Annotated in this window: 14 protein-coding genes; 5 read left to right on the forward strand and 9 right to left on the reverse strand. The window is 64.8% G+C overall.

Going from position 1 to position 15,714, the window contains the following annotated elements:
• Positions 1–10 precede the first annotated feature (10 nt).
• Positions 11–571 (reverse strand): (2Fe-2S)-binding protein, encoded by a 561-nt coding sequence (locus HG250_RS07550; protein ID WP_170004285.1) that lies wholly within the window; start codon positions 569–571, stop codon positions 11–13.
• A gap of 94 nt (positions 572–665) precedes the next feature.
• A complete protein-coding gene (locus tag HG250_RS07555; protein WP_170004287.1) occupies positions 666–1,427 on the reverse strand; it encodes a class II aldolase/adducin family protein in 762 nt (253 codons plus the stop codon).
• Positions 1,428–1,601: 174 nt separating this feature from the next.
• On the opposite strand from HG250_RS07555, the gene HG250_RS07560 reads away from it, so the two are divergent.
• Positions 1,602–3,044, forward strand: a complete 1,443-nt coding sequence (locus tag HG250_RS07560) for an MATE family efflux transporter (protein WP_170004289.1) — start codon at positions 1,602–1,604, stop codon at positions 3,042–3,044.
• A 215-nt stretch (positions 3,045–3,259) separates the two neighbouring features.
• Here HG250_RS07560 and HG250_RS07565 read toward each other — a convergent pair whose 3' ends face one another.
• Positions 3,260–5,578, reverse strand: a complete 2,319-nt coding sequence (locus HG250_RS07565; RefSeq protein ID WP_170004291.1) for a putative bifunctional diguanylate cyclase/phosphodiesterase — start codon at positions 5,576–5,578, stop codon at positions 3,260–3,262.
• Complete coding sequence (locus HG250_RS07570; protein ID WP_170004293.1) at positions 5,575–5,781, reverse strand: hypothetical protein; 207 nt, start codon at positions 5,779–5,781, stop codon at positions 5,575–5,577. Before HG250_RS07570 ends, HG250_RS07565 begins: the two co-directional genes overlap by 4 nt.
• A gap of 10 nt (positions 5,782–5,791) precedes the next feature.
• Between HG250_RS07570 and HG250_RS12960 the strand changes: the two genes are divergently transcribed.
• Both HG250_RS12960 and HG250_RS07575 read left to right on the forward strand, forming a co-directional pair.
• A complete protein-coding gene (locus tag HG250_RS12960; protein WP_240956981.1) occupies positions 5,792–5,896 on the forward strand; it encodes a DUF3034 family protein in 105 nt (34 codons plus the stop codon).
• A gap of 10 nt (positions 5,897–5,906) precedes the next feature.
• A complete protein-coding gene (locus HG250_RS07575; RefSeq protein ID WP_240956982.1) occupies positions 5,907–6,440 on the forward strand; it encodes a group I truncated hemoglobin in 534 nt (177 codons plus the stop codon).
• A gap of 16 nt (positions 6,441–6,456) precedes the next feature.
• Here HG250_RS07575 and HG250_RS07580 read toward each other — a convergent pair whose 3' ends face one another.
• The gene (locus HG250_RS07580) at positions 6,457–7,473 is read right to left on the reverse strand and encodes a radical SAM protein (RefSeq protein ID WP_240956983.1); all 1,017 of its coding nucleotides are present in this window, start codon (positions 7,471–7,473) and stop codon (positions 6,457–6,459) included.
• A complete protein-coding gene (locus HG250_RS07585) occupies positions 7,470–8,900 on the reverse strand; it encodes an FAD-dependent oxidoreductase (protein ID WP_170004295.1) in 1,431 nt (476 codons plus the stop codon). Before HG250_RS07585 ends, HG250_RS07580 begins: the two co-directional genes overlap by 4 nt.
• Positions 8,901–9,058: 158 nt before the next feature.
• Here HG250_RS07585 and HG250_RS07590 point away from each other — a divergent pair, with 158 nt between their 5' ends.
• Complete coding sequence (locus HG250_RS07590) at positions 9,059–10,084, forward strand: SDR family oxidoreductase (RefSeq protein ID WP_170004297.1); 1,026 nt, start codon at positions 9,059–9,061, stop codon at positions 10,082–10,084.
• On the opposite strand, the gene HG250_RS07595 is transcribed toward HG250_RS07590, so the two are convergent.
• On the reverse strand, positions 10,066–10,803 hold the full coding sequence (locus HG250_RS07595) for a glycosyltransferase (RefSeq protein ID WP_170004299.1): 738 nt from the start codon (positions 10,801–10,803) through the stop codon (positions 10,066–10,068). The genes HG250_RS07590 and HG250_RS07595 overlap by 19 nt on opposite strands.
• A complete protein-coding gene (locus tag HG250_RS07600; RefSeq protein WP_170004301.1) occupies positions 10,800–11,378 on the reverse strand; it encodes a TIGR04282 family arsenosugar biosynthesis glycosyltransferase in 579 nt (192 codons plus the stop codon). The genes HG250_RS07595 and HG250_RS07600 overlap by 4 nt, the downstream gene beginning before the upstream one ends.
• Before the next feature lie 52 nt (positions 11,379–11,430).
• Here HG250_RS07600 and HG250_RS07605 point away from each other — a divergent pair, with 52 nt between their 5' ends.
• Complete coding sequence (locus HG250_RS07605; protein WP_170004303.1) at positions 11,431–12,249, forward strand: sterol desaturase family protein; 819 nt, start codon at positions 11,431–11,433, stop codon at positions 12,247–12,249.
• Here HG250_RS07605 and HG250_RS07610 read toward each other — a convergent pair.
• Positions 12,234–15,629: an amidohydrolase family protein gene (locus tag HG250_RS07610; protein WP_170004305.1), complete on the reverse strand. Its 3,396-nt coding sequence runs from the start codon at positions 15,627–15,629 to the stop codon at positions 12,234–12,236. The genes HG250_RS07605 and HG250_RS07610 overlap by 16 nt on opposite strands.
• Positions 15,630–15,714 lie beyond the last annotated feature (85 nt).

The following is a 15,714-nucleotide window of genomic DNA, read 5'->3' on the forward strand; positions in this document are numbered from 1 at the left end:
CTGTTCCGTATCATTCTGCCGCAGCATCGCCATTCGGCACCGGGGTGATCGCGGGCACGGAACGGGCCGCATCCTGCGCCGCAATGCCGGGTGCCGGTGCGGCGCTGATGATTTCCTGCCTGCGCGTGACCCGCCCTGCCTGACGGACAGCTTCCAGCAGACGCGGATAGACACCGCAGCGGCAGAGATTGGGGATCGCAGCGGCAATCTCCTCCTCGCCGGGGTCCGCATTCTTCGCCAGCAGCGCGGCGGCTGCGATGGCGATGCCGGGGGTGCAGAAACCGCACTGGATCGCCTGCTGCGCGACCAGCGCCTGCTGCACCGGGTGCGAACGGTCGCGCGACAATCCCTCGATTGTAGTGACGAAGCGTCCCTCCACTTCAGCGAGGTTGATGAGACAGCTGCGCAGCGCCTCGCCGTCCACCAGGACCATGCAGGCGCCGCAGTCCCCCGTGCCGCAGCCATATTTGGTGCCGGTCAGATTGGCGGCATCGCGAATCGCGTGCAGCAGAGGTGTCTGCGGGTCCAGCGCGATGCTGACCGGCCGTTCGTTCAGCGTGAAGCGGGACATGCAAGCGTTCCGTGTTTTCCCGCGCGCCGCTTTTCACATACCGCATGCGACTGCAAGCCGGAACAGCACCTGCGATGCATCCCGCGCAAAGAGGTCAGTCGCGCCAGCTGTCGTCGATACGGTCGATCTTGCGCTTCCAGGCTTCGAAATCGGCAGATCCGGGGCCACCGGGCGCCTGTGCCTGCCCGATATCGCGCTGATGCACGCCGATCACCTCGTCCGAAACATGCAGCGGCTTGCCCATCGCCAGCGTCATGCACTGTATTTCGCAGGCCCGCTGAAGCGCCCAGGTCTGTACGAACATTTCCGGGATCGTGCGCCCCATCACGACGGGGCCATGGTTGCGCAGCATCAGGATTCGCTTGCCATCGAGGTTCTTGACCAGCCGCTCGCCTTCTTCGGCACGCACCGTCACGCCTTCGAAATCGTGATAGCCGATCTGGCCGATGAAATTGCAGGCGTAGAAATTGGTCGGCAGCAAACCGCCCTCGCTGCTGCATACCGCCATGGTTTCGGTCGTATGCGTGTGGCAGATCGCGTGCGCGCCGGGAACGTGTTCGTGGAAATAGGCGTGCTGCGTGAAGCCAGCCTTGTTCACCGGCCAGGGATTGTCGGTCAGCTTGTTGCCGCGAATGTCGATCTTGACGAGGTTGGATGCGGTCACCTCTTCATAGAGCAGCCCGAGAGGGTTGATGAGGAATGCCTCGTCCTCGCCCGGAACCTTGAAGGAAATGTGGTTGTAGATCGATTCCGACCAGCCGAGATGGTCGAAAATCCGGTAACAGGCCGCAAGATCCTGCCGGGCCTGCCATTCTTCCGGGCTGCATTTGTCCTGATGCTTCAGCTGCGTCGCCATGGCTCTCTCCTCGCCTTCTTGTTAGCGCGCATTATCGCAGCAGGATGCGCCTGCGACAAGGCCTGCGATGGGGCCTGCGACAAGGCTCGCGATGGGGCCTGCGACAAAGCCCCCGACAAGGGATGAGGTTGCGGCATGACATGACGGCGCGATGCCGCTAGGAGATCGGCCCAGATGGCCGACCCGAAACCAAAGGACAATGCCCGGCTGACAAGCGGCAGCATCGGCGGGCACCTCGTGTCGCAGACGCTGCCGATGGTGATCGGCGTGGCGGCCATCATGTCCATCGGCCTGATCGACGCCTATTACATCGGCCAGCTGGGCGCGCGCGAACTGGCTGCCATCGCCTTCATCTTCCCAATCACCGTGGCGCTGTCCAGCCTCGGCGTCGGGGTGATGGTCGGCGTCAATTCCGTGGTCGCACGCTCGCTCGGCGGCGGAGATCAGGCCGCCGCCGCCCGCCGCGCCAGTTTCGGCATCCTGTTCGCGATTGCGAGTGGAGTGGTGATGGGCCTCGTGCTCTATGCGCTGCTCGATCCGCTGTTTCGCCTGATGCAGGCGCCGGACGATCTGCTGCCGCTGATCCGCACCTATATGGCGCCATTCGCGCTCGGCTTTCCATTGCAGATGACGCTGATGGGCACCAACGGCGTGCTGCGCGGCCAGGGCGAAGCGCGCAAGACCTCGTTCGTTTCGGTGACCTATGCCGCGGCGAACTGGGTGCTGGACCCGATCCTCATTACGGGCGCATTCGGCATCGGCGGCTTCGGAGTCGCGGGTGCGGCCTATGCCACGCTGGCGGGGTGGGCGCTCGCCATCGTGCTCGGCATATGGATGCTCAGCCGCACCGATCTGCCCTTCCGCCCGCGCATGCTGCGCCGCGCGGATTTCGGGGCCGCGACGGGTGCCATCGCCCGCGTTGCCGCACCCGCCGCCTTTTCCAACGCGATCAACCCGATCGGCCTTTCCGTCCTGACCGCGCTGATCGCGGCTGAGGGAGAGGCCGCAGTGGCCGGATTTGGCGCGGCGGGCCGGTTGCAGAGCTTCGCGGTGGTCCCCTTGCTGGGGCTTTCCGGCTCCATCGGCGCGATCGTGGGCCAGAACTGGGGCGCGGGCCGTGCGGACAGGGCGCGACGCGCGGTTAAATTCGCCGGACTGTTCTGCCTTGCCTATGGCCTGCTGCTTGCCGCCGTACTGTTCGCGGCGGGCGAATGGTTCGCCGCCTTCTTTACCGAAGATGCCACGGTGATCCGCGAATTTTCACTATATCTGTCCATTGCGGCATGGGGATATGCGGGTTACGGCCTGCTGATCGTCGGCAATGGCGCGCTCAATGCCATCGACAGGGCGGGCGCGGCACTGGCGCAAAGCTTCGCGCGGGTGTTCCTGTTCATGCTCCCGGTCGCCTGGCTGATGCGCGGGACATGGGGATCGCAGGCGATCTATGTCGGCGAACTCGTCGCCAATGTCGTCGGAGGAGCAATCGCCGCATGGCTGGTGTGGCACATGCTGCATCGTAAGCAGCGCGCGGATGGAGAGGCTGCCACCGCCGACCCCGATGCCGAAGCGAAGATCGCTACCGGGCCGATCAAACCTGACCCGTCGATCGCCTCCTGAACAGCGCCGGGCTGCCGGACGCAGAGAAGCCTGCTGACGCTTCGTTAGCCCCCCGCTCGGTGGGCGGCACGGAAGGTTCGGTGAGAGGGCGGCGCGCGATGGACGACCTGCTGGCGGGCTTCACCGCTGAAACGCAAGAGATGCCGGGGGCGATCGGCGCAGAACCGGTGGCGTCTTCCAAAGGCATGCTGCCCCCGCGCCTGTCCTGCCCGGCGTCAGGCGCGCCTGCTGTGCTTCCAGCTTTGACCATACAGGCTGCCGATGAAATCCGCCACGGCGGCGCCATGCATCGGCCGGCTGAGCAGATAGCCCTGGATCTGGCGGCAGCCCTCCTTCGCCAGAATGTCGGCCTGCACCTGCTCTTCCACCCCTTCGGCCAGCGTTTCCATCCCCAGGGCATCGGCCAGCGCGATGATCGCCCGGATCACCGCCCCCGAATTGCCGCCGTAGAGGAGGTCGTCGACGAAGGACTGGTCGATCTTCAGCTTGTCGAAGGGAAAGGATCGCAGATAGCTGAGCGAGGAATAGCCGGTGCCGAAATCATCGAGCGCGATCCGCACGCCCAGATCGCGCAGCCGGTGCAATGTCGCCAGCGTGGCATCGACATTGGCGATGAAGATGCTCTCGGTAATTTCCAGCTCCAGTCGCTGCGGCGCCAGTCCCGAAGTGGTCAGCGCCTGCATGATGACGGCAGGCAGATTGGGTGTGGTGAACTGTTTTGGCGAGACATTCACCGCCACGCTCAGATCGTCGGGCCAGGCCGCAGCCTGGCGGCAGGATTCGCGTAATACCCATTCGCCGATCGGGATGATAAGCCCGGTTTCCTCCGCCAGCGGGATGAATTCGGCCGGGCTGATCATTCCCAGTTCCGGATGCGGCCAGCGGATCAGGGCCTCGAACGCTTTCAGCCGGTCCTCCTTCGGGGAATAGAGCGGCTGGAAATTCATCTCGAACTGCCCTTCGCGAATGGCGGTGCGCAGGTCCAGTTCCATGCGGCGGCGCTTCTGCGCCTGTTCATCCAGCGCGGTTTCGAAGAAATGATGCGTGCCCTTGCCTTCCCGCTTGGCGCGATAGAGCGCCAGATCGGCATGTTTCATCAGGGTTTCGCTATCCACCCCGTCGGCAGGCGCAATCGCGATGCCCAGACTGGCGCTGGCATCGGCCAGCTGCCCATCGATCTCGATCCCCTGCCCGAAACATGCCTGCAGACTGTCGGCCAGTGCAGGGATGCTGGACCCCGGCCCCAGCCGGTTCAGCATGATGCCGAATTCATCGCCGCCCATCCGGGCTACGACGACATCGGGAATGCACGTCTTCAGATTGTCGGCAATGCGGCAGAGCAGCGCATCGCCGACGGGATGACCCAGCGTGTCGTTGACGACCTTGAAATCGTCGAGGTCGACATAGACGACCATGATCCTCTCGTCGCCATGCCGCCGTTCCAGCGCGAATTGCAGCTGTTCTACGAACAATTTGCGATTGGGCAGATTGGTCAGCCCGTCATGCAGGGCGACATGGGTGATGCGCTCCTCGCGATCCTCGATGGCGTCGACCATCTGGTTGAAGCTGATGGCGAGCCGGCCAACCTCGTCGTCGCTGTCTACCGGCACACGGCGCGCGCGGCCCTGCCCCATGGCTCGCGCCGCGCGGTCCAGCTTGCCGATCGGCCGCGCGATCGAACCTGCTATGCGGCCGCTCAGCACGATGACGAGAGCAAGCCCAACGCCCGCGAACAACCCGAGCAGGAGGCGCAATTTCGTATATTCGGCAAGCGTCGCCTGCAATGAATGCCTGAGCACGAGGCGCGGTTCGACATTTTCCGCCAGCGACGGCAGGGCCGATACGCGGTAGAGCTGTTCATCGTCTGTATCGAGATGTGCCACTTCGCCCAGCGGCAATGTTCCGATCGCGCCAGGAAGCGCCCCACGTGCACGCACTTTCGCGTCCACGCCCAGTGCCGCCAGCCGTCCCAGCCGCGCCATCTCCGCTGCATCCAGCGGCTGCGCCAGCACCAGCCAGCCGAGCAGGTCGGGCGCTTCGACCGGCGATGCGGCCGCCAGGGCCAGCTTGCCGCCGATCTCGATAACACCGCGCTCCTGCCCCTCGTCCAGCGCCGACCACATGCTTTCCGCCGAAGTCAGGGCGGATTGTCCCGAACCTGCAACCGAACCGTCGAGGCCGACGATGAACGCCGCCGAGGCACTGGACCGCGATTGCAGATTGGCGAGCGCGCTGCCGATCGTCGCCGCGTCATCGGTGGCCACCGCCTCGCGGAAGCCGAAATCGCGTGACAAAACATCGGCCGAACCGCGCATCTGACGCGCCCTCAGTTCAAGGATTTCGTCGAATACCCGCGCATTGGCGGCCAGGTCGCGTGCAGCGGAATTCTCGGCGAAGCGCTGGATACCCTGGTTGACCAGCATCATGATGGCTGCGAGCACGATGCCGAACAACAGTGTGTAAAGCACCGCGATACGCCGCGAAAGGGAGGTGAAACGCCAGCGCCCGCCGGCAAGCCGCCGCGTCGGGATCATCGCAGCCGCATCTGCACCGTCTGCGCGATGCTGCTGTTGTTCACGGCGAGTTTGCGCTTCATCTCCCCGTTCGGCAGCCGTGCGCGCGGGTGCCATATCGTCAGGCCATACGATCCGTAGGGAACGGCGGCGATGCGGGCATAGCCATTGTGATCCGTCTTGGCGGCATAGGGCGTATCGACCACGCGGATATAGCCGTTCATCCAGTCATGGATGTTGCAGCCTAGCGCCACGCTGCCCGCTAATGTCGATCTCGGCTCCATCGCCACTTTCGACGATCAGCGCGGGGCGCTGTTTTCCGCCCAGCTTGCTTTTTAGGATAAATTTCATGTCCGTCATCGCCTTAGCCGCCGCTCTCCTGCTGATGCAGCAGGCTGCGCCCGAAAATATCGACTGGGACGAAGCCTTCGGCGTCGAACAGGTGGAAGCGGACCCCGTGACAGGCGAATTGCCGGTTGATCCTTACGTGGTGACCAACGCCAATGCAGGGGCCGATCCCTTCGTCAGCGACCGGATGGCGCAGGCCTTCGGCGGACAGGAAGGCATCCGCGCCATTGCCGATCGGCTGGTCGCGATCAACCTTGCGGACCCGCGCATCGCCGCCATTTTCGAAAGCCACGACCTGGTGCGGCTGCGGCGCACGCTGTTCGAACAGTTCTGCTACATATTGGCCGCCGGCTGCGATTATACGGGGCGTGACATGCAAGACAGCCATGCGGCGCTCGGCATCCAGAAGGGCGACATGAACGCCCTGGTTGAAAATCTGCAACGCGCCATGCGCGAAGCCGATGTGCCCTTCGCTGCGCAGAACCGCTTCCTGGCGAAGCTGGCACCGATGTCGCCGGAGATTATCGACCGCTGACAGGCGCCCGGCCCTTTCAAGCGGAACAGCTCGCCCCGCCTAGCACGCAGAACCGCGCGCAATGCGGATGGTTCAGCATGACCGGTTCGGCGGCTTCGGCCAGCGTGTCGCCAAGGTCGAAACCTTCCGCATAGGGCAGCAGGGTGCAGGCCACGACGCGGGTGCGCGGTTCGCCCTTGCGGCGTACGACCATGCGGCTGCTGGCGCACATCACGTCGCCCGGCGCCTTGTTCAGGATCGACCAGCAGGCGGTGGTAATTTCAGGCACATCGGCGGTTTCGTCCATTTCAGGGAACAGGGTGAGCCGCGACGGGTCCATGGCATCGACCGCGATGGCCGTATCCGCAAACAGGCGGGCGTAGGCACGGCGCGCTTCGTTCTCCGGTTCACCCGGCAACAGGCGCCCGGCCACGGCAAGCGCAAACCCGTTACCAGACAGCCAGCGCAATCCGGCCGTCGCCACGTTCCAGCTGCCCGGGCCGCGTTCCGCCTCATGCACTGCCTGCGTGTGATGATCGAGGCTTATACGCATGACCAGACGGGCCCCGAACTGTTCCCGCAGGCGCAGCAGCGTGGCTTCGTGCCGCCGCATCGGCTTCATCGCATTGCTGAGGACCAGGACCTCGTACCCACGGCTGAGCGCATCTTCCAGCATCAGGGGGAAGGCAGGGTTCATGAACGGCTCCCCTCCCGTAAAGCCGATCTCGCGCACATGCTGTCCCACAACATCGATCTGGTCCAGATAATCCGCCACCTCCTCGGCTGTGATGTAGACCAGCGCGTTATTGGTCGGACTGCTTTCGATATAGCAGCTCGCACAGGCCAGGTTGCACAGGGTTCCGGTATTGAACCACAGCGTGTCCAGCCCGGTCAGCGCCACAGAGGCGCGGGCGCTGCCGTCCGCCGTCATCTGCGGATCCCTGAACTTGCCGGGTTTCAGCGGAGCAGCGTCCTGCGGCCGGAAGGGCGACCGGGCTTCGGGCAATTTGCGGCTCCTGCTGCGGGGACTCATCCGGTCGGGGACTGCATTCATCCCCATATCCGCCGTGTTTTCGCCACCAGCGCCGACCATTTGCGGGGAGCCGCGCCAAATACCGCCGGCTCCCAGGCCGAGAATGCCGCCGCCTTGGCGATCTCGCTGCGGGTGGGATAGGCGATGATCGCCGAACCCAGCGCGAAGGTCGAGGACTTGCCCGTCATCACCTGGGTCCAGGGAAGCAGCAATTCACCCGCATTCCTGCCGACGATGGTGACGCCCAGAACCTTCCGGCCCTTCATCACGACTTTCAGAAAACCCCGCTCGTCCCCTTCGGTTACGGCGCGGTCGTTATGGTCGAAATCTTCGCGGACGACCGACACCGCATCGCCATGTTTTTCGCGCGCCTTCGCCTCGGTCATGCCTGCCTGCGCGCATTCCGGACTGGTATAGGTGCACCATGGAAGCGCGGCATAATTCACCTTCGCCGGGACGCCCAAGGCGATTTCCAGTGCGACATTGCTGCCTTCATAGCCCGAGACATGGGTGAAGCGCGGGCCTGCGCGGCAATCGCCGATGGCGTAGATCGCCCTGTTCGAAGTGCGGCGGCGGCTGTCGGTGACGATCCCGTCCTTGCCAAATTCAACGCCCGCCTGCTCCAGTTCGAGACTGCCGATATTGGCGGTGCGGCCCGCCGCCACCAGCAGATGCGAACCTTCCAGTTCCGGCCCGTCCTTCACCGTCAGCCGGGTCACGCCTGCCCGGCGCGAGACGCTGGCGGCCTCGCCCCTGATGAAGCGAACGCCTTCCGCCTTGAGTGCACCGGCGACCAGCGCGGCGGCGTCGCGATCGTCGTGAGCCATCGGATCGCCCGGATCCACGACGGTAACCTCGCTGCCCAAGCGGCGGAAGGCCTGGGCCATCTCCATCCCGATGGCCCCTGCCCCGACGATGATCAGATGGTTTGGCAGTTCGTCGATGCCGAACAGGTTCTCGTTGGTGAGGAACGGCACATCCTTCAGACCTTCGATTGGTGGCAGGAAGGGCTTCGACCCGGTCGCGATGACGATGCGCGGCGCGGTAATCTCGCGATTGCCGACCAGCAGCCGCCTGCGCCCGGTGAAACGCGCGGCCTCGCGCAGGACTTCGCAGCCCAAATTCTCGAACCGCTCCTGCGAATCATGCGGCGCGATGGTGGCGATCGCTTCGTGAACATGCTCACGCACCCCGCGCCAGTCCACTTGCGGTTCGCCGAGCGCGACGCCGAAACGCGGCGCATCGGCGTTTCCCCGGCGGCCTTCATGCGCGCGCGATGCTGCCGCGATCAGCGCCTTGGACGGCACGCAGCCGGTGTTCAGGCATTCCCCGCCCATCTCGCCTGCCTCGATCAGCGCGACCCTGCGGCCGAACATGGCGATACCGCCTGCCGCCGTCAGCCCGGCCGATCCGGCACCGATCACGATGGCATCGTGGGAATATTTCACGTAGAATCCGTCATGGAAGTATACCTTGGCGCAAAGCGGGGCTGCAATGGGATCGGATCTGTGCGACCTTCCCTGACATACGACGGAGGCAGTGGCAAAGGCGCCGTGAATGAAAATCGCTGGTCGATCTCCTGCGATACCATGAAAAGGGCGCTGGTTTGCTGAAAATTCTCGTGACCGGTGCTGCCGGTCTGATCGGCGGAGAGCTATGCGCGCGCCTGACCGCGAAGGGTCACCAGGTCACCGCGCTGGTCCACCGCAATCCCGAAATTCGCGGAAATGATGGCAGTTCCGTGGCGGTGGCACGGGTCTGGCATGGCGATGTGACGCAAAAAGGACTGGGGGTGCAAGGCCATGCTGCCGCAAGCTTCGATCTCGTCATCCACTGCGCTGCATCATTGCATTTCGACGCCCCCGAAGATAAATTGCAGCAGATAAATGTCGGCGGCACGAACCATGCGCTCGCATTTGCCGAAGCGGCGGGCGCAGGTTTCCTGTATGTGAGCACCGCCTATGTCTGCGGCACGCGCGATGGGGTGATCGAGGAGCAGGCCGTGCAGCCCGGCACCCGCTTCGCCAATAATTACGAGGCGAGCAAGGCTGCTGCAGAAGCAGCAGTGCGATCGAGCGGCGTGCCCTTCGCCATTGCCCGTCCCGCCATCGTCCTGGGCGACAGTACCACGGGCGCTATCCGCAATTTCGATGCGATCTACGGCGCGTTCCGCATGATCGCCAGGGGCATCATCCGCACCATGCCGGTCGACCCGGAGGCGACGCTGGATTTCGTGCCGATCGACCATGTTGCCGCCGGGCTGGCGGCTCTGGCCGAAAACATGGCGCAGGCGCAGGGCGGCACCTTTCACCTGACATCCGGCGCGCCCATTCCGGTCAGCGAATTCGCGCGCGCCATCGGCAGTTACGAACAGTTCGACATGCCGCGACTGGTGCCCGCCGCAGATTTCGACCCTCGTGCGCTGCCGCAGCGCGAACAGCGGGCTTTCGTGTGCGTGGCAGGTGCCTACAGCAGTTATTTCCAGCGGAATCCGCATTTCGACGACACGCGATTTCGTGCCGTATGCGGCCTCGCCTGTCCCGACACGAATTACGACTACCTCATCCGTCTGATCGATCATTGCATCGCCGAAAATTTCCTTCCGGCAGAAGCTCACCTTATGTCCGGATAATGTTCGGCAAGGCGGGACCGCGCGCCGAACGCCCAGAGGATCCCGATCTTGAAATAGATCCAGTTCGCCTTCACCGGCCCCCAGGCGGCGATGCGCCGGTCGGAGGTATGGACCGCCCTCCCCACCAGCCTGACGCGCCCGCGCTCCGCCATTTTGATGCAGAGATCGGCTTCTTCCATTACAGGCGTACCGGGGTCGCAGCCACCGGCGGCGAGGTAATCCTCCCTCCGGAAGAACATCGCATGATCGCCGAAGAGCAGGCGGACGCCGCGCAGGAACAGATGCGGCCGCACCAGCAGCGGCGCATACCAGGTCTTCAGCCAATTGTGGAAGGTGGTGCCCCAGCGGGTCCGGTCCGGCCCGGCGATGATTGGCGTGAATCCGGCCAGCGCGATTGTCCGATCCGCAAGGGTGCGCTCAATCACGGCGATGAAATCGTCCGGCGGGATGGTGTCGGCATGCAGCACGCAAACAAGGGGGCTGCGGGCGGCCGCGACACCGGCATTGATCTGGCTGGCCCTTCCGCGCGGCGCACTCAATACGCTCCAGCCCGCGGCTTTTGCCAACTGAACGCTACCGTCGCTGCTGCCGCCATCCACCACGATGATCTCCGCCGGGCGCGGATCGAGTGCGCCGAGAACGCGGACGAGGCGCGGCAGGGCGGCCGCTTCATCCAGCATGGGTATGACGATGCTGGTGCAGGCTTCGGTTCCGCTCATGGGATCAGATCGGGCCAGCGCGGCAGATCTTCGGGCCGATCAAGATCGGCACGCGGGTCGAGCATGACGCAGTCCAGCCCTCTCGCCGCGATTCTGCGGCGCGTTTCCAATGCCACCGTGTCGCCGCCCCACGCCATGTCGACAAACAGGTAAGGCGCAGGCTTCGCGCAGCCGAGCAGGTAATAGCCGCCATCCTCGGCAGGCCCGATGACGAAAGGCGCGTGCTGCAGCGCCGCTGCCGCCTGGCGCAGATGTTCGGCGGTCAGGTCCGGAATATCCGCGCCCAGCAGGATCATCGGCGCCGGAACCCGCGCCAGCCTGTCACCCAGATCGCCTGACCCCTGTTCCTGCAGATTGACATCACGCCCCAGCCAGCGATGGAACGCACCGGCATCGGCTCCGGTGATCCAGACGGTAAACGGCAGCCCGCTGGCGCGTATCGTGTCCAGCGTGCGTTCGACCAATCGCCGGTGTATGTCTGCCGCGCCCTGCGGCCCCAGCGCCGGAACGAGGCGCGTCTTGCATCGGCCCGGAGTGGGATAGCGGGCGAACAGGGCGATGCGCGGTTGTAACATTCCGATTGTTTAGGGGTCGACGCAGGCGGCGCAAGCGCGCATTTTCACGCGCATGATCACAAGGAGGGAACTGACGCTCGGCCTGTTCGGCGCGGCTGCCATCGGCGGATTGTTTCTGGCTGAGCGCCTGCGCCCTCTGCGCCGGCAGTCCCGGCCCGTGGTGCCGCGCATGGCGCGCAATGTTGCCCTGGGCGCATTATGCCAGGCGATGATCGCCGCCTATGAAACGCCGCTGACCGATGCAGTGGCAGAACGGAACCGGAAGCGATCGCGCGGCATCGAGGGCGTCATCCCCGGTCCTGCAGGACGGCTGGCCGGATTTCTCGCGATGGATTACGGTTTCTACCTCTGGCATGTCGCAACGCATAAACTGCCCTTCCTGTGGCGCTTTCACCGGGTGCATCATGTCGATGCGGATATGGACATGTCGACAGCCGTGCGGTTCCACTTCATCGACATGCTCGTGTCGCTTCCGTGGCGCCTGGTTCAGGTGCGGGTGAGCGGCGTGGGGCCGCAAGGTCTGGGCATCTGGCGCGCCTTCTTCTTCGGCTCCATCCTGTTCCACCATTCCAACCTGCGCCTGCCGAAGGGATGGGACCGCCGGTTTGCCGCGATCCTCACGACGCCGCGCATGCATGGCATCCATCACAGCCAGCGCCGCCGCGAGATGAACAGCAACTGGTCCAGCGGCATCGCTCTGTGGGATCATCTGCACGGCACCTTCCGCGACAGCCCGCCTCGATCGGCGATCACCATAGGGGTGGACGATGCGGCGGCACAGCGCGACATTGCCCTCGGCGCCGCGCTGGAAGCACCCTTCAGGGCGCAACCGGCGCGGCAATCAGGCGGCGCATTTCATTCCCACCAATAGGGCAGGCGCGTCGCGTCGCCGGTCTCCACCTCGTTCATCGTGCGCGCGTCATACAGCCGCCCGCCGAGCATCACCTGCGCGATATCGTCGCTGTTGCGGATATCTACGGTGGGGTCGGCGGTGAGCACCAGCAGATCGGCCAGTTTGCCGACCTCCAGGCTGCCGATATCGCGGGCCATGCCGAGCGATTTGGCAGGCACGATGGTTCCGGCGCGCAGCGCCTCTGTCGGCGTCATCCCGCCGCGCACGAAGCTCCACAATTCCCAATGCGCGGCGATGCCCGGCTGCTGGCCATGCGCGCCGATCGACACCAGCACGCCGGCATCGGCCAGCTTCTTCGCCTCGCGCGCATTGTCATCGTCGACAAAGGCCCATTCCGGGGCCTTCACCCGCCGGCTCGTTTCCGCCAGCAATTGCTGCGGCGGCGTATGCACCATCAGCGGGTTTTCCCACACATCGGTCGCCTGCCGCCAATAGGGATCGCCCGCCAGCCCGCCATAGGTGACGACCAGCGTCGGCGTGTAACTGGTCTGGCTCTGCCCGAACATCTGCACGACATCGGCGTAGAACGTGTCGAGCGGAATATTATGCTCCAGCGTCGAATTGCCGTCGGCGACAAGATTCATGTCCATGCCGAACAGCGATCCGCCTTCCGCCACTACCAGCATGTTTTCCGCCGCAGCGGCGCGGGCCACCATCTGGCGCTGTTCGCGGCGGGGCTGGTTGTAATTCTTCACCGACATCCCGCCCTGCGCCTTGATCCGGCGGACATGGGCGAGCGCATCGTCGTAATCGTCGATCTGGGCATAGACGCCGGGCGCCTTGGCCCCGTAGATGATCTCGCCGGTGGAAAAGATACGCGGGGCGAGCATCATGCCCGCCTGCTGCCGTTCCGCCGCGGCGAAGATCTGGCTGGACGATGAGGAGGGGTCGTGCATTGTCGTGGTGCCGAGCGCCAGGTTCTGCACCAGCGCCCAGTTCTGCTGCGGCACCAGATCGTCCACCCCCTGCGGCCCGTGGGCGTGCGCGTCCACCAGGCCGGGCATGATCGTGCGACCGGTGACGTCGACCTGCCGCACACCGGCAGGCACCTGCACCTGCCCGCGCGGCCCGATGGCGGCGATCCGGTCGCCCTGGATCAAGATCACGCCATCCTCGATCACTTCTCCATTTGCACCATTTTCAGCCATCGTCAGGATGCGCCCGCCAACCAGCGCCACGCTGCCCTGGTGCCGGTCGGCCTGCCGCGTCATGGCAAGCGACAAGCCGCTGGCTGGAGGAGTGAAATCCGGCGCGTTCCCTGCCGCCGGAGCACTCGCGAACAGGCGGTCGGTGGCGACGGTATAGAGCTGCGGCCCCATGCTCCAGTGCAGGCGCGCGCCGTCCTGCGACCAGCCGATATAATCCGCCCCGCCCTCGCTTGCCTTCGTTATCGGCAGCGAACTGCCCGAAGCGTCGACTGAAACTGCCTGGCCGCCCGGCATCAAGGGCATGGCGAAGGCTTCGTAATTCTGCCGGAAGGCGAGGAAGCGCCCATCGGGCGAAACCTTGAAATCGTTGATCAATTCACCCTGTGCATGAATGCGCCGTGCCTCTCCGTTCAGATCGGCCGAAACCAGCTGGAGCTTGCCGTTCTCGCTGCCGAGCATGAAGATACGGTCGTTCCGCGCGCCGAATTGCGGCGAACCCAGCCCGCGCGCCACCAGTTCGGGCGTTCCGCCGCTGGCCGCTACGCGGTAGACGCCGGGATTTTCCGAATATTCCGGCGCGGTCAGATAACCGCCCGCCCGCTTTTCAAAGGCGATGGTTTGGCCATCGGGCGAGAAGCGGGGCAGGCCGTAATGGCCCGGTTGAGCGGTGACGACACGCCCCGCCCCGCCCCTTGCGTCGACAGTGACGATCTCACCCAGTCCTGCGTCGGTCCAGCGGACGAAGACGATGCGGTTTCCGTCGCGGCTCCAGCTGGAGAACAGTTCGAGCGTTTCGTCATTCCCGCGGCCGCTGGTCAACCGCCGGGCCTCGCCGCCCGCCATGGGTTTGACGTAAAGCTTGCCGAGCGTCTCGAAGACCACGCGCCCGCCATCGGGCGAGACGCTGGCGAATTTCGGTATCTTCGTCGTGAAACTGTCCGCGCCGACGGGCACGACCGGGTGCGGTGCGTCCGCCACGCCGCGCGTGTCGTTGATCGCGAACGGGATAATGGCCGCGTTGCCGCCATCCGCATCGATCCGCCGCAGCTTGCCGCCTGCCCAGAAGACGAGGGAACGGCCATCCGGCGTCCAGTCCATGTTCGGATATACACCGGTAACCGCCCAGGTTTCCTGCACGTCCTGATCCAGGTCGCCGTAGATCATCCGCTCGGCACCGGTCTGCATGTCCTTCACGAACAGTTTGGACTGGCCTTCTTCCCGGCGGACGAATGCGATATGGCGCCCGTCAGGCGAAGGCGTCGGCCGCACCGCGCCGCCGTAACCGGCCACGGCGGTCGTGATCTCGCCGCTAGCGAGGTCGTAGCGGTCGATCTGGAAGATCCCCTGCGTCGAATCCTGCGCATATTCGAAGATCGGGCCGGAGGTATTGTTGCGGGTGTAGTAGATCGCACTGCCGTCGGCGGAATAGATCGGTTCGCCCAGTTCCTTCTGGTGCTGTTCATTGGGGCGTTCCACCAGTTGCACCCCGCCGCCGCCGCTGACGTGATACAGCCAGATCTCTCCGGTGCCGAGCGAGCGCCCGGTGGTGAAATGCTTCTTGGCCGCGATGAAGCGCCCGTCCGGGCTCCAGCTCGGCTGGTTCAGCAGGCGGAAATCCTCCTTCGTCACCTGCCGCGCATCGCTGCCGTCCCTGTTCATGATCCAGATGTTGTCACCGCCCCCGCGGTCGGAGGTGAAGGCGAGTCGTTGCCCATCGGGCGAGAAGCGCGGCTGCACCTCCCACGCCAGCCCTTCGGCGATACGGCGCGGCGTGCCGCCAGATATCGGCATGGTGTAGATGTCGCCAAGCACGCTGAACGCGAGCGTCCTTCCATCCGGGCTGACATCGACGTCGATCCAGCTAGCCTCGTCGGTCCTGATCGGCACCTGGCGGATGGTCGCGCCGCGCGGATTGTTGACGTCCCAATCCGTTTCGTCCGCAGCAGGGTCTGCTGCTGTCACCATTGCCGCAGTTGGCGCGGCAGGTTGCACGGCGATGCCCGTTTGCACGGGCAGGCTCTCGGCCTGGGTTTCGGGCGAACGCGCCTCGTCCTCGGGTGCTTCGGTCGCTTCCACCGGCGGCTCGACAGGCTGCACCTGCTGCGCTGCGGCGGTGTGAACGAAACTGCTGGACCCCAGCAGCAGGCCGGCGATCACCGACAGGCGAAGCGTGGCAGGATTGTTTTTCATGCAAGTTTCCCCAGGACTGTTTGGGGGATGTCTAGAACGCCGGACGCGCCCCGTCCATCGGCTCTTGCGAGCCTGCGCGACTTCA

Origin of the sequence: Pseudopontixanthobacter vadosimaris (genome assembly GCF_012979275.1) — a bacterium.
Classification (GTDB): domain Bacteria; phylum Pseudomonadota; class Alphaproteobacteria; order Sphingomonadales; family Sphingomonadaceae; genus Pseudopontixanthobacter; species Pseudopontixanthobacter vadosimaris.

Bases quoted from the DNA above. Each gene is read 5' to 3' on its own strand.
- HG250_RS07550 (WP_170004285.1), bottom strand. From the start codon at position 571: ATGTCCCGCTTCACGCTGAACGAACGGCCGGTCAGCATCGCGCTGGAC.
- HG250_RS07555 (WP_170004287.1), bottom strand. From the start codon at position 1,427: ATGGCGACGCAGCTGAAGCATCAGGACAAATGCAGCCCGGAAGAATGG.
- HG250_RS07560 (WP_170004289.1), top strand. From the start codon at position 1,602: ATGGCCGACCCGAAACCAAAGGACAATGCCCGGCTGACAAGCGGCAGC.
- HG250_RS07565 (WP_170004291.1), bottom strand. From the start codon at position 5,578: ATGATCCCGACGCGGCGGCTTGCCGGCGGGCGCTGGCGTTTCACCTCC.
- HG250_RS07570 (WP_170004293.1), bottom strand. From the start codon at position 5,781: ATGAACGGCTATATCCGCGTGGTCGATACGCCCTATGCCGCCAAGACG.
- HG250_RS12960 (WP_240956981.1), top strand. From the start codon at position 5,792: ATGTTGCAGCCTAGCGCCACGCTGCCCGCTAATGTCGATCTCGGCTCC.
- HG250_RS07575 (WP_240956982.1), top strand. From the start codon at position 5,907: ATGTCCGTCATCGCCTTAGCCGCCGCTCTCCTGCTGATGCAGCAGGCT.
- HG250_RS07580 (WP_240956983.1), bottom strand. From the start codon at position 7,473: ATGAATGCAGTCCCCGACCGGATGAGTCCCCGCAGCAGGAGCCGCAAA.
- HG250_RS07595 (WP_170004299.1), bottom strand. From the start codon at position 10,803: ATGAGCGGAACCGAAGCCTGCACCAGCATCGTCATACCCATGCTGGAT.
- HG250_RS07600 (WP_170004301.1), bottom strand. From the start codon at position 11,378: ATGTTACAACCGCGCATCGCCCTGTTCGCCCGCTATCCCACTCCGGGC.
- HG250_RS07605 (WP_170004303.1), top strand. From the start codon at position 11,431: ATGATCACAAGGAGGGAACTGACGCTCGGCCTGTTCGGCGCGGCTGCC.
- HG250_RS07610 (WP_170004305.1), bottom strand. From the start codon at position 15,629: ATGAAAAACAATCCTGCCACGCTTCGCCTGTCGGTGATCGCCGGCCTG.